This window comes from Pseudomonas sp. AP42 (assembly GCF_001728935.1).
GTDB classification, from domain to species: Bacteria; Pseudomonadota; Gammaproteobacteria; order Pseudomonadales; family Pseudomonadaceae; genus Aquipseudomonas; species Aquipseudomonas lactis.
Window position 1 is genome coordinate 1 of sequence record NZ_LYSO01000033.1, and the last position, 13,553, is coordinate 13,553.

Annotated in this window: 12 protein-coding genes; 4 read left to right on the forward strand and 8 right to left on the reverse strand. The window is 60.6% G+C overall.

Going from position 1 to position 13,553, the window contains the following annotated elements:
- Positions 1–170 precede the first annotated feature (170 nt).
- The 6 genes from A7K61_RS14180 to A7K61_RS14205 form a co-directional block, all read right to left on the reverse strand.
- Positions 171–1,139: a CDP-6-deoxy-delta-3,4-glucoseen reductase gene (locus A7K61_RS14180; RefSeq protein WP_047712043.1), complete on the reverse strand. Its 969-nt coding sequence runs from the start codon at positions 1,137–1,139 to the stop codon at positions 171–173.
- Positions 1,139–2,605 carry a 4-hydroxy-3-polyprenylbenzoate decarboxylase gene (ubiD, locus tag A7K61_RS14185; protein WP_003195329.1) on the reverse strand — a complete coding sequence of 489 codons (1,467 nt, stop codon included), beginning with the start codon at positions 2,603–2,605 and terminating at the stop codon, positions 1,139–1,141. The genes A7K61_RS14180 and ubiD overlap by 1 nt, the downstream gene beginning before the upstream one ends.
- 59 nt (positions 2,606–2,664) lie before the next feature.
- The gene (locus tag A7K61_RS14190; RefSeq protein ID WP_069557805.1) at positions 2,665–4,647 is read right to left on the reverse strand and encodes an acyltransferase family protein; all 1,983 of its coding nucleotides are present in this window, start codon (positions 4,645–4,647) and stop codon (positions 2,665–2,667) included.
- A 157-nt stretch (positions 4,648–4,804) separates the two neighbouring features.
- Complete coding sequence (gene rho, locus A7K61_RS14195; RefSeq protein WP_003176825.1) at positions 4,805–6,064, reverse strand: transcription termination factor Rho; 1,260 nt, start codon at positions 6,062–6,064, stop codon at positions 4,805–4,807.
- Between the two features lie 234 nt (positions 6,065–6,298).
- On the reverse strand, positions 6,299–6,628 hold the full coding sequence (gene trxA / locus A7K61_RS14200) for a thioredoxin TrxA (RefSeq protein WP_044269751.1): 330 nt from the start codon (positions 6,626–6,628) through the stop codon (positions 6,299–6,301).
- Between the two features lie 120 nt (positions 6,629–6,748).
- A complete protein-coding gene (locus A7K61_RS14205; protein ID WP_047712045.1) occupies positions 6,749–7,444 on the reverse strand; it encodes a FadR/GntR family transcriptional regulator in 696 nt (231 codons plus the stop codon).
- 256 nt (positions 7,445–7,700) lie between these two features.
- On the opposite strand from A7K61_RS14205, the gene A7K61_RS14210 reads away from it, so the two are divergent.
- The 4 genes from A7K61_RS14210 to A7K61_RS14225 are packed head-to-tail and all read left to right on the forward strand — an operon-like array spanning position 7,701 to position 10,540.
- A complete protein-coding gene (locus tag A7K61_RS14210; RefSeq protein ID WP_069557806.1) occupies positions 7,701–8,486 on the forward strand; it encodes a transporter substrate-binding domain-containing protein in 786 nt (261 codons plus the stop codon).
- Positions 8,487–8,500: 14 nt separating this feature from the next.
- Positions 8,501–9,169: an amino acid ABC transporter permease gene (locus tag A7K61_RS14215; protein ID WP_017736949.1), complete on the forward strand. Its 669-nt coding sequence runs from the start codon at positions 8,501–8,503 to the stop codon at positions 9,167–9,169.
- A complete protein-coding gene (locus A7K61_RS14220) occupies positions 9,166–9,816 on the forward strand; it encodes an amino acid ABC transporter permease (RefSeq protein ID WP_032894590.1) in 651 nt (216 codons plus the stop codon). The genes A7K61_RS14215 and A7K61_RS14220 overlap by 4 nt, the downstream gene beginning before the upstream one ends.
- Positions 9,803–10,540, forward strand: coding sequence for an amino acid ABC transporter ATP-binding protein (locus A7K61_RS14225; protein WP_032894589.1), 738 nt, complete (start codon positions 9,803–9,805; stop codon positions 10,538–10,540). Before A7K61_RS14220 ends, A7K61_RS14225 begins: the two co-directional genes overlap by 14 nt.
- On the opposite strand, the gene A7K61_RS14230 is transcribed toward A7K61_RS14225, so the two are convergent.
- Complete coding sequence (locus tag A7K61_RS14230) at positions 10,512–11,021, reverse strand: hypothetical protein (protein ID WP_069557807.1); 510 nt, start codon at positions 11,019–11,021, stop codon at positions 10,512–10,514. The genes A7K61_RS14225 and A7K61_RS14230 overlap by 29 nt on opposite strands.
- 31 nt (positions 11,022–11,052) lie before the next feature.
- Complete coding sequence (locus tag A7K61_RS14235) at positions 11,053–13,551, reverse strand: fimbria/pilus outer membrane usher protein (RefSeq protein WP_256557845.1); 2,499 nt, start codon at positions 13,549–13,551, stop codon at positions 11,053–11,055.
- Positions 13,552–13,553: the final 2 nt, after the last annotated feature.

Consider the following 13,553-nt stretch of genomic DNA (forward strand, 5'->3'; position numbering starts at 1 on the left):
GGCGGAACCCTAAGCGGCCGTTACCGCAGCAATAGATATGCACACAATCCAACCCTGTTGACTGCCAGGCCGCCTTCGCGAGCAAGCCCGCTCCCACAGTTGGATCGAGGGGTGTCAGGTAGATAGGCTTCGGCTAGCAAGCCGCCATCGCAGGCAAGCCAGCTCCCACATTAGGGCCTTGGGGCGTAGGCGAAGACGTCGGCGCGCATCCGGTGCGCATCCATGCCGGCGTTGACCAGTGCGTCCAGGGTGCCGTAGATCATCGCCGGCGAACCGCTGGCGTAGACGTGCACGCTATTGAGGTCGGCAATGTCTTCGCACACCGCCTCATGCAGCAAACCACAGCGCCCTTCCCAACCACACAGGTCGCTGACCACTTTGTGCAGGAACAGGTTGGGTAAATGCAGCCATTGATCCCAGTGCTCGATTTCGTAGAAATCTTCCGGCAGGCGCACGCCCCAGTACAGATGCACCGGGTGCTTGAAGCCTGAAGCGCGGCAATGCTCGATCAGGCTGTGCATCTGCGCCATGCCGGTGCCGGCGGCCATCAGTACCAGGGGACCGTCTGGCAGTTCAGCCAGGTGAGTGTCACCAAACGGCAGCTCGACGCGGGCCATCTGGTTACGCTGCAACTGCTCGATGAGACTGCGCGCACTGGCTTCCCGTGCCAGTACATGCAACTCCAACTCACGCCCGGCATGGGGCGCCGAGGCCAGGGAGAACGCCGATTTCTCGCCGCTGTCCCGCTCGATCATCAGGTATTGCCCGGCGTGGTAACGCACCGCCTTGCCTGCCGGGGCGCGCAGCCGCACACGCCACACATCGCCACCCACTTGCACACACTCGGTCAATTGGCACGACAATTTGCGCAACGGCAACTCTCCCGGCGCCAGAACGCCATCCCACAACACCACGCAGTCCTCCAGCGGCTCGGCGATACAGGTGTAGAACTCACCATGATCGCGCACCTCCCCGGCTTGCTGTACGCGGCCCTCCACCAGCAACGCCGCGCAGACATGGCACACGCCATTGCGACAGGCTTGGGGGCACTCATAGCCCAGGCGGCGTGCGCCCTCGAGGATTCGCTCGCCAGGGGCCAGTTCCAGCACAGCACCGGAAGGTTGCAGGGTTACACGCATCAATCTATTCCCAATTCTTTCCAGATCGCATCGACCCGCGCCGTGACGGCTTCATCCTTGACGATCACCCGGCCCCACTCACGCGTGGTTTCGCCCGGCCATTTATGCGTGGCATCCAGGCCCATCTTTGAGCCCAGGCCCGATACCGGCGACGCGAAGTCGAGGTAGTCGATGGGCGTGTTGTCGATCATCACCGTGTCGCGCTTGGGGTCCATGCGCGTGGTGATAGCCCAGATCACGTCGTTCCAGTCCCGGGCATTGATGTCGTCGTCGGTGACAATAACGAACTTGGTGTACATGAACTGTCGCAAAAACGACCACACACCGAGCATTACCCGCTTGGCATGCCCCGGATACGACTTCTTCATGGTCACGATGGCCATGCGGTACGAACAGCCCTCGGGCGGCAGGTAGAAGTCGGTGATCTCCGGGAATTGCTTTTGCAGGATCGGCACGAACACTTCGTTGAGCGCCACGCCGAGGATGGCCGGCTCATCGGGCGGACGGCCCGTGTAGGTACTGTGATAGATCGGCTTGACCCGATGGGTGATGCGCTCGACGGTGAACACCGGGAAGCTGTCGACTTCGTTGTAGTACCCGGTGTGGTCGCCATACGGGCCTTCATCGGCCATTTCACCTGGGTGAATCACGCCTTCAAGAATGATCTCGGCGGTGGCCGGCACTTGCAGGTCATTACCGCGGCACTTCACCAGCTCCGTGCGATTACCGCGCAACAAGCCGGCGAAGGCGTACTCGGAGAGGCTGTCAGGTACGGGTGTCACTGCGCCGAGGATGGTCGCAGGGTCAGCACCCAGGGCTACGGAAACCGGGAACGGCTTGCCGGGATGCTTCTCGCACCACTCGCGGAAGTCGAGGGCGCCGCCGCGGTGGCTCAGCCAGCGCATGATCACTTTGTTACGGCCAATGACTTGCTGACGGTAGATACCGAGGTTCTGGCGGTCCTTGTTCGGGCCCTTGGTGACGGTCAGGCCCCAGGTGATCAGCGGGCCGACGTCGCCGGGCCAGCAGGTTTGCACCGGGAGCATGGCCAGGTCGACATCATCGCCTTCAATGACCACTTCCTGGCACACCGCGTCCTTGACCACCTTGGGGGCCATGGCGATGATTTTGCGGAAGATCGGCAGCTTGGACCAAGCGTCCTTCAAGCCCTTGGGCGGCTCGGGCTCCTTGAGAAAGGCCAGCAGCTTGCCGATCTCGCGCAGTTCGCTGACGGACTCGGCGCCCATGCCAAAGGCCACGCGCTCGGGAGTGCCGAACAGGTTGCCCAGCACCGGGATATCAAAGCCGGTCGGGTTTTCGAACAACAGCGCCGGGCCCTTGTTGCGCAAGGTACGGTCGCAAATCTCAGTCATTTCCAGCACCGGAGAAATCGGCATCTGGATACGTTTCAACTCTCCGCGCTGCTCAAGTTGCTGCACGAAATCCCGAAGATCCTTGAATTTCATTAACCATGCCACCCGTAAAATAGGCGTACATCCTACCTGCTCTGAGGGCGGCTGGCAGCTTAATTGGCCGTCAAACCGCGTGATTGCAAAGAACTGAACAACGGCTCCAGGAAGGCTTCGATGTGTCGCGCGCCGACGTCTGAAAGGTGATTATCGTCGGTATACAGCGCGCGGCCATTGAGTTCGACCCGGCACAACCCATCGGCGCCGCACAGCAATGGCGCGGGGTCCAGCACCGCGACACCCCTGTCAGCAGCCGCCAACTCATCAAACAATTGCGTGATAAAGGCCTGGCGTTTCACATGCTCAGCCAATGCGAGCCCTTCACCGTCCACGGGGCGGTTCATCATGGCCAGACGGCTGAGACGGTAAGGCACGATGATTTCCTGCAGCGGCACTTCCTTGACCAGCCAGACCTTGTGCCCGGCAGCGCGCAGGCCCTGGATGCGCTCGCGCAAGCCCTGGGCAAAGCGTTGTTCGGCGACGGCACGCACATACTGGCCGGTGCCAGGGTCTTTGAGCGCATGCTCCTTGTCACCGGACATTTGCCCATACACATACAGGCTCCAGCGGGCGGCCAACACCACATCGCTGAATGCCTGCTCGGCCATGGCCTTCTCGACGCGACGGTTGAAATGCGCGCAGCGGGCAATATTTTCCAGGCCATCGAGGGGAATACAGCCGGCAAAACTGGCTTCGACCAGGCTGATATCGTGGCGATCAGCGCCCTCTTTGAGTGCCGGTATCAGCGCGGTGGCGTGGCTGTCACCCCATACCAACGCTGAAACCGACTGGCCTTTGGGGCCGAAATGGCAGAACAAGCGTTCATCGGGCGTATCTTTGTCGGCCATGCACGCCAACAGGTCCGGGCTCCACTTCTTGGCCTGGGCAAAGCGCAACGCCTGTTCGGACAAGCGCGAAGGCACGCCGTCGAATTCACGGATCGCCAGGCCAGTGAAACCCAGCCCCAGAATGCCGACCATCGCCGAAGCCAGAATCGCCTTACGCGAGACCAGCAAACGTTTTTCCCGGAACGGTGTTTCCACGAACCGCCAGGACAGGTAGCCCAGCACCAGCGAAAGCAGCATCAGCCCCGCCAGTTCCAGCGCGCTCAAGCCATCCACGGCGGCATAGTTGGCGTACACGAATACCGGCCAGTGCCACAGGTACCATGAATAAGAGATCAGCCCGATGCCCACCATGATCCGCGTGCCCAACAGGCGAGCGACCCAGGTCGGTTGCTGGCCGTTGGCCCAGATCAACCCGACCACCCCCAGCACAGGCAACAACGCGGTCGCACCTGGGAACGGGGTTTTCGCGTCGTAACCTAATACGGCGATGAGGATCAATGCCAGGGAAGCCAGGCTGACGCCTTGGGCCAAGGCCGGCGAGGCGCGCCATTCACGCTTGGGCTGCACCGCCAGCATCGCACCGGCCAGTAGCTCCCAGGCCCGCAGATGCAACAGGAAGAAAGCTTTCTGCGGCTCATGCTGAACCGCCCAGACGCTCATGCCAAACGACACCAGCAGCACCGCGAACAATGCCAGGCGCCAGTGCTTCAAACGGCTGGAAAGCAAAGCCAGCAGCAACGGGAAGAAAATATAGAACTGCTCTTCTACCGCCAATGACCAGGTATGCAGCAACGGCTTGATGTCCGATGAGGCATCAAAGTATCCGTGCTGACGCGAGAACAACAGGTTCGAGGTAAAAGTCACCTGATAGTGCGCAGACCGCCCCAACTCTTCATAGTCCTTGGGCGCCAACAGAAACCAACCCACTGCCAGTGTCGCCGCAATCATCACAAACAGTGCCGGCAAGATACGCCGGGCGCGGCGAGCCCAGAAGTCGATGAAGCTGAAGCGTCCAGCTTGACGCTCACGCCAGATAATTGACGTGATTAGAAAGCCGGAAATGACGAAAAACACATCAACGCCAACAAAACCGCCAGTAATGCCTGGAACGCCAAAGTGAAACAACACGACTGCGAGGACAGCGATGGCACGCAGGCCGTCGATGTCTCTGCGGTAAGCAAGAGTGGTCATATGAATGTGGTCAGTCTGTGACGAAAGGAATGAGCGTAGTCACGCGTCAATTTTTGTTACTTAACTGATACTTATGCCATAAAAACCACACAAACTCGACGCAAAAAAAATGGCGCCCCCTGGGGGGCGCCATTTTTTTGGACCAGAAACGCAGTATTTACTTACGTTTCATCGACAGGAAGAACTCGTCGTTGGTCTTGGTGGTTTTCAGCTTGTCGATCAGAAACTCGATGGCAGCGACTTCGTCCATCGGGTGCAGCAGCTTGCGCAGGATCCACATACGCTGCAGTTCGTCGTCTGCGGTCAGCAACTCTTCGCGGCGGGTGCCGGAACGGTTGATGTTGATCGCAGGGAACACACGCTTTTCAGCGATGCGACGATCCAAAGGCAGTTCCATGTTGCCGGTACCCTTGAACTCTTCGTAGATCACTTCGTCCATCTTCGAGCCGGTTTCAACCAGCGCGGTGGCGATAATGGTCAGCGAGCCGCCTTCTTCGATGTTGCGCGCAGCGCCGAAGAAACGCTTCGGTTTCTCCAGGGCATGAGCATCGACACCACCGGTCAGCACCTTGCCGGAGCTCGGGATCACGGTGTTGTAGGCACGGGCCAGACGGGTGATGGAGTCGAGCAGGATCACCACGTCTTTCTTGTGCTCGACCAGGCGCTTGGCCTTTTCGATCACCATTTCGGCAACCTGCACGTGACGGGTTGGCGGCTCATCGAACGTCGAGGCAACCACTTCGCCGCGCACGGTGCGCTGCATTTCGGTCACTTCTTCCGGACGCTCATCGATCAACAGCACGATCAGATGAACTTCAGGGTTGTTACGCGCAATGTTCGCGGCGATGTTCTGCAGCATGATGGTCTTGCCGGCTTTGGGCGGTGCGACGATCAGGCCACGCTGGCCTTTGCCGATTGGAGCGCAGAGGTCGATCACACGGCCGGTCAAGTCTTCGGTGGAGCCGTTACCGGCTTCCATCTTCATGCGCACGGTCGGGAACAGCGGAGTCAGGTTCTCGAAGAGAATCTTGTTTTTCGCGTTCTCGGGGCGATCGAAGTTGATCGTGTCGACCTTGAGCAGGGCGAAGTAACGCTCGCCTTCCTTCGGAGGACGGATCTTGCCAACGATGGTGTCACCGGTGCGCAAGTTGAAGCGACGGATCTGGCTCGGCGAGACGTAGATATCGTCTGGGCCGGCGAGATAGGACGCGTCTGCAGAGCGGAGGAAGCCGAAGCCGTCCTGGAGAATCTCCAGCACGCCATCACCGGAGATTTCCTCGCCGCTTTTCGCGTGCTTCTTGAGCAGGGAGAAAATCACGTCCTGCTTGCGCGAACGGGCCATATTTTCTATGCCCATTTCTTCGGCCAGTTGGAGCAGGTCGGTAATCGGCTTTTGCTTGAGTTCAGTCAGATTCATATAGGAATGACGTAATCATTTATGGAGGGGGGAAATTAAGCTTTTGGCTTAATGAGGCCGCGCCGCAGAGAAGGCGACAGGATCGCGTACTAATCGAAAAGGAATGCGTCGGCGACGGCTTGCAGGGGGCAGTGGAGAAACCACTGCGGGGCCGAATGTACCACCTGGATTTCGGAGCGTCTAGCCCTGTTTTACGAAAAAGCCCCGCAATTTGCGGGGCTTTTTTGACGACGCTTAGAGGCTTGCGTCGAGGAAAGCTTGCAGTTGGGACTTCGACAGCGCGCCCACTTTGGTCGCTTCGACATTGCCATTCTTGAACAGCATCAGAGTCGGGATACCACGCACGCCATGCTTGGCCGGGGTTTCCTGGTTCTCGTCGATGTTCAGCTTGGCAATGGTCAGTTTGCCTGCGTAAGTGGTTGCAATGTCGTCCAGGACCGGAGCGATCATTTTGCAAGGGCCGCACCATTCAGCCCAGTAGTCAACCAGCACCGGGCCGTCAGCCTTGAGGACTTCGGCTTCAAAGGACGCGTCGGTGACGTGCTTGATAAGATCGCTGCTCATGGATGTCTCCGGATTGTAAGCAAAAAAAACGTTGCCCATCATAGCTGCCCTTCCCCTGTTCAGGAAGCCGCGTCTGATTGAGTCTTGCTATGAACTTGAATGAGTGTGGGTATGACCCCGTCACGGCGTAGCGGGCGTCACGAACGCAATGCCCGTGCGCAACGCTGCATTACGTATATGTTCCTGCATGGTTTTCTGCGCCGCCGTACTGCTGCGGCGGGCCAGGGCGCGCAGGATTCTGCGATGTTCCTGCCAGGTCTCCATGGCCCGCTCCGGCCGGATGAACGGTAGCTTCTGACTTTCCAGAAACACCTCGGCACTGGCGCTGAGGATGCTCACCATGGCCTGGTTACCGCTGGCCAGCAGAATGCGCTGGTGAAACTCGAAGTCCAGGCGGGCAGCCGCTTCGAAGTCGCCCGCCTTGAGCACTTTGCGCATGGCTTGAACATTGTCTTGCAGGCTGTCCAGTGCATCGAGGGTTAGTGTCACCGCTGCCAAGCCCGCCGCAAACCCCTCCAAGGCGTAGCGCAACTGGAAGATATCCGGCGGCGTGGCCTGCGCCGCAAAGGGCCAGGCGAACCCCGGCGCCTCTTGCATGTCCTGCACGAACACGCCCTTGCCCGGCTGCACGCTGACCACGCCCAAGGCGCTGAGGGACGACAGCGCCTCGCGCAACGACGCCCGGCTCACCCCCAATTGCAGCGCCAGGTCGCGCTGGGACGGCAACGCGTCGCCCGGCCCGAAGCCTTGCTCCTTGATCAGTTTGCGGATGGCCTGCAAGGCCGCTTCCGGTACGGCTTGGGCAATGGAATTCATAAAAAAGCTCTGGGTTCCAGATAGCGGTGTGACCCGTTGTAAAACTATTCAGGGCCGGCTGCAAGCCACGCCCCAAAGGGGCTCGCCGCTTTTTGTCGACGCTCGAAAAGGGTGCGAAAAACCTGACCACTGTTCAGACCAGTAAGACCTGTGCACCTCAACAAACATCAGCCTTGCAGACGATCCGAACGGTGCTGGCATGGGCTGTGCACTGGGCAAACTCAGAAAATTCCTTCGCCATTTTCGGAGAGTTGCCATGACCAAGCGCTACAGCGCCCTGCTCACTGCCCTGTTTGCCAGCCTGATGCTGAGCCAGGCACCCGCCCAGGCGAATGGTCTGGATGACATCGTCGCCCGTGGCACCCTGAAGGTTGCCGTGCCCCAGGACTTCCCACCCTTTGGTTCGGTGGGCCCGGACATGAAGCCACGCGGTCTGGACATCGACACCGCCAAGCTGCTGGCCGACCAACTCAAGGTCAAGCTGGAACTGACGCCGGTAAACAGTACCAACCGCATCCCGTTCCTCACCACTGGCAAGGTCGACCTGGTGATTTCCAGCCTGGGCAAGAACCCCGAGCGCGCCAAGGTCATCGACTTCTCCAACGCCTACGCACCGTTCTACCTTGCCGTGTTTGGGCCGCCTGATGCTGCCATCGTCAGCCTCGACGACCTCAAGGGCAAGACCATCAGCGTAACCCGTGGCGCCATCGAGGATATCGAGCTGACCGCGGTGGCCCCTAAGGAAGCCACCATCAAGCGCTTTGAAGACAACAACTCCACCATCGCTGCCTACCTGGCCGGCCAGGTAGACCTGATCGCCAGCGGCAACGTGGTCATGGTGGCCATCAGCGAACGCAACCCCAAACGCGTACCGGCACTGAAGGTGAAACTCAAGGACTCGCCGGTGTACGTGGGCGTGAACAAGAACGAGCCGGCGCTGTTGGAAAAGGTCAACCAGATCCTGGTGGCAGCCAAGGCTGACGGCAGCCTGGGAAAAAACGCGATGCAGTGGCTCAAAGAACCGCTGCCTGCCGACCTCTGACGCGGAGCTCAAAGATGGCCTATCAATTCGACTTTGTGCCGGTGCTGGCCAATACCGACCTGCTCCTGCGCGGCGCGCTGTTCACCCTTGAACTGACGGCCATTGGCGCCATCCTCGGCGTGGCCCTGGGCACTGTCGGCGCGGTAGTACGGGCGTGGAAGATCCAGCCGTTTGCATGGTTCTTTGGAGTGTATGTCGAGTTGATCCGCAACACGCCGTTCCTGGTGCAACTGTTTTTTATCTTCTTCGGCCTGCCGTCCCTGGGGTTGAAAATCACCGAGTGGCAAGCCGCCGTGCTGGCGATGGTGATCAACCTGGGGGCGTACTCCACCGAGATCATCCGTGCGGGCATCCAGGCCATCCCACGCGGGCAACTGGAGGCGGCCGCGGCGCTGGCAATGACGCGCTTCGAGGCGTTCCGCCATGTGGTGCTGCTACCGGCCCTGGGCAAGGTGTGGCCGGCCCTGAGCAGCCAGATCATCATCGTGATGCTCGGTTCGGCGGTGTGTTCGCAGATCGCCACTGAAGAGCTGAGCTTTGCCGCCAACTTTATCCAGTCGCGTAATTTCCGCGCCTTTGAAACCTATGCCCTGACCACCCTGGTGTACCTGTGCATGGCGCTGATGATTCGCCAATTGCTCAACTGGATCGGCCGACGGTTTGTCATGAGGAACAGCCGATGAGTGATTTTTCGTTCTGGGACATCGTGCGCAACCTGCTGACCGGCCTGCAATGGACGCTGCTGCTGTCATTGGTGGCGTTTGTGGGCGGCGGCCTGATCGGCTTACTGGTGATGACCCTGCGCATCAGCCGCAAAGCGTTCCCACGCAATATGGCCCGCACCTATATCGAACTGTTCCAGGGCACGCCGCTGCTGATGCAGCTGTTCCTGGTGTTTTTCGGCGTTGCGCTGCTTGGCGTGGACATATCGCCTTGGCTGGCAGCGGCGATTGCCTTGACCCTGTTTACCAGCGCCTACCTGGCTGAAATATGGCGCGGCTGCGTCGACTCCATTGCCCACGGCCAATGGGAAGCCTCGGCCAGCCTGGCCCTCAACCCGCTTGAACAACTGCGCTATGTGATCCTGCCACAGGCATTGCGTATTGCTGTCGCGCCGACGGTGGGCTTTTCGGTGCAGGTGGTCAAAGGCACCGCCGTGACCTCGATCATCGGCTTCACCGAACTGACCAAGACAGGCGGCATGCTCGCCAACGCCACCTTTGAGCCCTTCATGGTCTATGGCCTGGTGGCCCTCGGTTACTTTTTGCTCTGTTATCCCTTGTCCCTCAGTGCGCGCTACCTGGAAAGGAGACTGCATGCCTCTGCTTAGAATTTCTGCCCTGCATAAGTATTACGGCGATCACCACGTACTCAAGGGCATCGACCTGACGGTGGACGAAGGCCAGGTGGTGGCGATCATCGGCCGCAGCGGCTCGGGCAAGTCCACCTTGCTGCGCACCCTCAATGGCCTGGAGTCGATCAACGACGGCGTCATCGAAGTCGATGGCGAATACCTCGACGCCGCCCGCGCCGACCTGCGCAGCCTGCGGCAAAAGGTCGGCATGGTCTTCCAGCAATTCAACCTGTTCCCGCACCTGACCGTGGGCGAGAACGTGATGCTGGCGCCGCAAGTGGTGCAAAAAGTGCCCAAGGCCAAGGCCGCCGTATTGGCCAGGCAGATGCTGGACCGGGTCGGGCTGGGCGAGAAGTTCGACGCCTTTCCCGATCGCCTGTCCGGCGGCCAGCAACAGCGCGTCGCCATTGCCCGCGCCCTGGCCATGTCGCCCAAGGTGTTGCTGTGCGATGAGATCACCTCGGCCCTGGACCCCGAACTGGTCAATGAAGTGCTGAGCGTGGTGCGCCAACTGGCCCAGGACGGCATGACCCTGATCATGGTGACTCACGAAATGCGTTTTGCCCGTGAGGTCGGCGACAAGCTGGTGTTCATGCACCAGGGCAAGGTGCATGAAACCGGTGACCCGAAGGTGTTGTTCGCCAACCCGCAAACAGTCGAGCTCGCCAACTTCATTGGCTCGGTGGAACAGCCTGGCTGATCAGTTCGAAACTGCCCTGCCCTTCAAGGCGCGCCTCCCCGCGCACCATCAACGCATCGAAGGGCAGTTCGGTGTCGATATCGACCTGGGCGGTGAGTCGCCGCCCTGTCACCGGCACACCTGCGGCGCGCGCAATCAAGGCCTGGCCGGGTAACAACTGGCCTTTGGCCGACTCATCAGGTGCTTGAGCAGACACCCAGCCGACAGCTCGCCCGTCGACCTGGGCATGCTTGAGACGCAAGCGAAAACGCCCCTCACGCCCAAACCGAAACCCTTGCCCATCGGCAGGCGCTGCGACAAAACGCAGGGCCATTGCCGCCGGCTCAACGCAGAGCACAGTCAGGTTGAACGTGCGAGTGGCCAGCACCACAGCGGCGTTTTCGACCACTGCATCGCGGCGTATTGCGCCATAGTCGACGTGCGACTGGCTCAGCGATAGCCGACAGTTTTCAGCTTGCGCATCGAGCGTTGCCAGCAGCATGCAAGAGAGCGCCAAGGGCAGGCTGGTACGCTTAACCACCCTGGCATACCGCCGATGCAGCTTCATAGAATTTGTCATTGTCGGGCTTGACCTCGGGGTCGATGTGCAACAGGCAAGTGGAAGAGTCGGGCAATGAAACCCTCAGGTTTTGCGACTCGGAGACGTCGTTGAGAAAAATCATGCCCTCGCCCACCACGCTGGTGACAAAGCGATTGTCCTTGCCGAACACCGAGGCGCCCTGAGGCAATGGCCGGCCGTGCTGATCATTGGCGGTCACCAGCATCCGGCGTACTTTCACCACGTCAAAATCCACGTGATTGAATGAGCCTCGGCCCGCCGAAATGACCTGGGTGCCGTTTTTCAGGTCTACCTGCTTGGGCAACGAAGGGGTCTGCACCTGGACGCGGCTGTTGGTGTAGGCCGGCAAGCCGGCGATCACCGCCTGGCCGCTGAAGTCGGTCCATACCGGGCCTTGTGGCGTCTCGACTTTCGCCGAGCCGATATCGCCGACCGAGACGATGCCAAACGTGTCCTGCACGCTGTACGGCGAAAAGGTCAGCCCGCCGTCGTGAGCCACCACGCCCCCCTGCAACTGGCCTGTGTAGCTGCTACCCAACGGGTCGCGGCTGACGCCCAGGCCCACTCGTGCATAGCGTGGCAACACGTCCACTTGCCCACGCAACGATTGCTCTCGGGCTCGCATGTCACGCTCCACAGCCACTTCGTAGTTCACATACTCGTTGACCCGTTCGCTCAGTGCAGTGCCGGCGGTAAATTGCTCCCCCCGGCGGCTGGTGTAGCTGCTCACACGGCGATCGCCGCCCAGGGGCACACTGACCTGCAAGCGCAGGGACACGTCGTTATCTACCGCACGATCACGCCGGCTACCGGCATAGTTGGCGTCACGGCGAGCCCGTGAGCCGCCCACTTGGGAGTCAGCGATCAGTGCCACATCGGCCCGGCCAAACGACTTGTTCCATGAGGCAAACACATGCTCGCTGGTTTGCCCGCCAAATTGCGCGCTGCGGGTGTAATTCAAAGAAAATACGCCCAGCGTGGGTTCGGCCCAGCTCACGCCCGCGGTGTACTGGTTTTTGAAGTGCGAATTGAGATCATCGGCCCTGAGCGACTGGCCCACCTCCGTGACTTCGCGATAACCACGCGTCTGCGTGGTGGCGCTGAGGTTGACGTCGATATTGGCCCCGACCGGGCTGCTCAGTGACAGGCTGCTGCGTGAGCCGGACACGGCCTTATGGCTGTCTCGGGACAGGTTATGGCGTGCGTTGACAGAAACCCGCTGGAAAAACACGCTGCTCAGGGTGCCCCCTGCCGCCCAATAGTCATCGGTACTCAACAAGCCAAAACCCGCGGACGAGTGGCTCCCCAGCCCCCAGGTGCCACTGGCCATGGCGATCACCGGGGATGGCCCTTCCTCACCCGCCGCTCTGCGCAGTTCGCCCACCGATAAATAGTAACCAGGCGCCGCCGGGGCAGCCCCCGCGAATGATGCCGCCGGTACCACGAAACTGCGCTTGGCGCCCCGCACATCAATCACGCTGACCTCAAGGTCGCTGGTGGCGTTGAGCAGGGGCAAGCCCGCCAGCCGGAACGGTCCTTCAGGCACCAACGTACTGTGGACCAACACACCGGACTGGCGTATTTCGACCCGCGATTGGCTTTGGGCCAACCCCTCGACCACGGCGAGATTGCCGCCTGCGGGTGTTCTGGACTGCCCATCGGGGGAGAACTGCACGCCCGATAGTTGGATCCCGCCAAACAGCGGGTTATTACTGGAGAGCTGGCCTGCCTGGAACGTCGAACGCAACGCGGCGATATCCCGCTGGGCATAAGCGTGCAAGTGTTCGGTACGGGTCTGGCCGTTGTCCGACACGTAGAACTGGCGGCTGCGGACAATCCAATCGTCGAGGTTGAAACCCGCTTCAGTGTGGGCCGACACGAACCGGCTGGGTCCGCTGCGCGAATGGCTGTCGTAACCCAGCACGTCATAGTTGAACAACGCTGCCGCGCCACCCTGGGAAAAATCCCCGCTATCCCACTCGGGTTCGCGCAAGGCCTGGGTCGGCACCACCAGCACCACTTCGTCGGTACCGGGACGCAGGCGCACCATCGTCGCTGGAAATGCGCCGAGAAAATCATGACAGGCCTGGTCTGGCCGGGCGCCTGGCTGCAGGATTGCGCCGGGTTTCACCAGCCCGGCCTTCTCCAGTAACCCAGGGGTGAAACATAACTCCCCCTGTGGACCAAACCGAGCATCCACCCGCCCAAGCGGGTTGCCATTGACCCGCAACCCCACCACCTGGACACCTTCGCGAAAGCGCGCCGCACTGCGAAAGTAATCGGCAATCTTGGGGTCTATGCCGTGGGTGGTGAGGGCCGCCAGGTCAAACCCTTCACCGAGTTCCAGTGCGGTCGCGATACCAGGCAAACTCCAGAGCGCCGCGAAGCCGATGGACAACTTGGACCGACCGGGCCAGGCAGTACCAGCGATGCCCCGCCTCGAAGGGATCATGA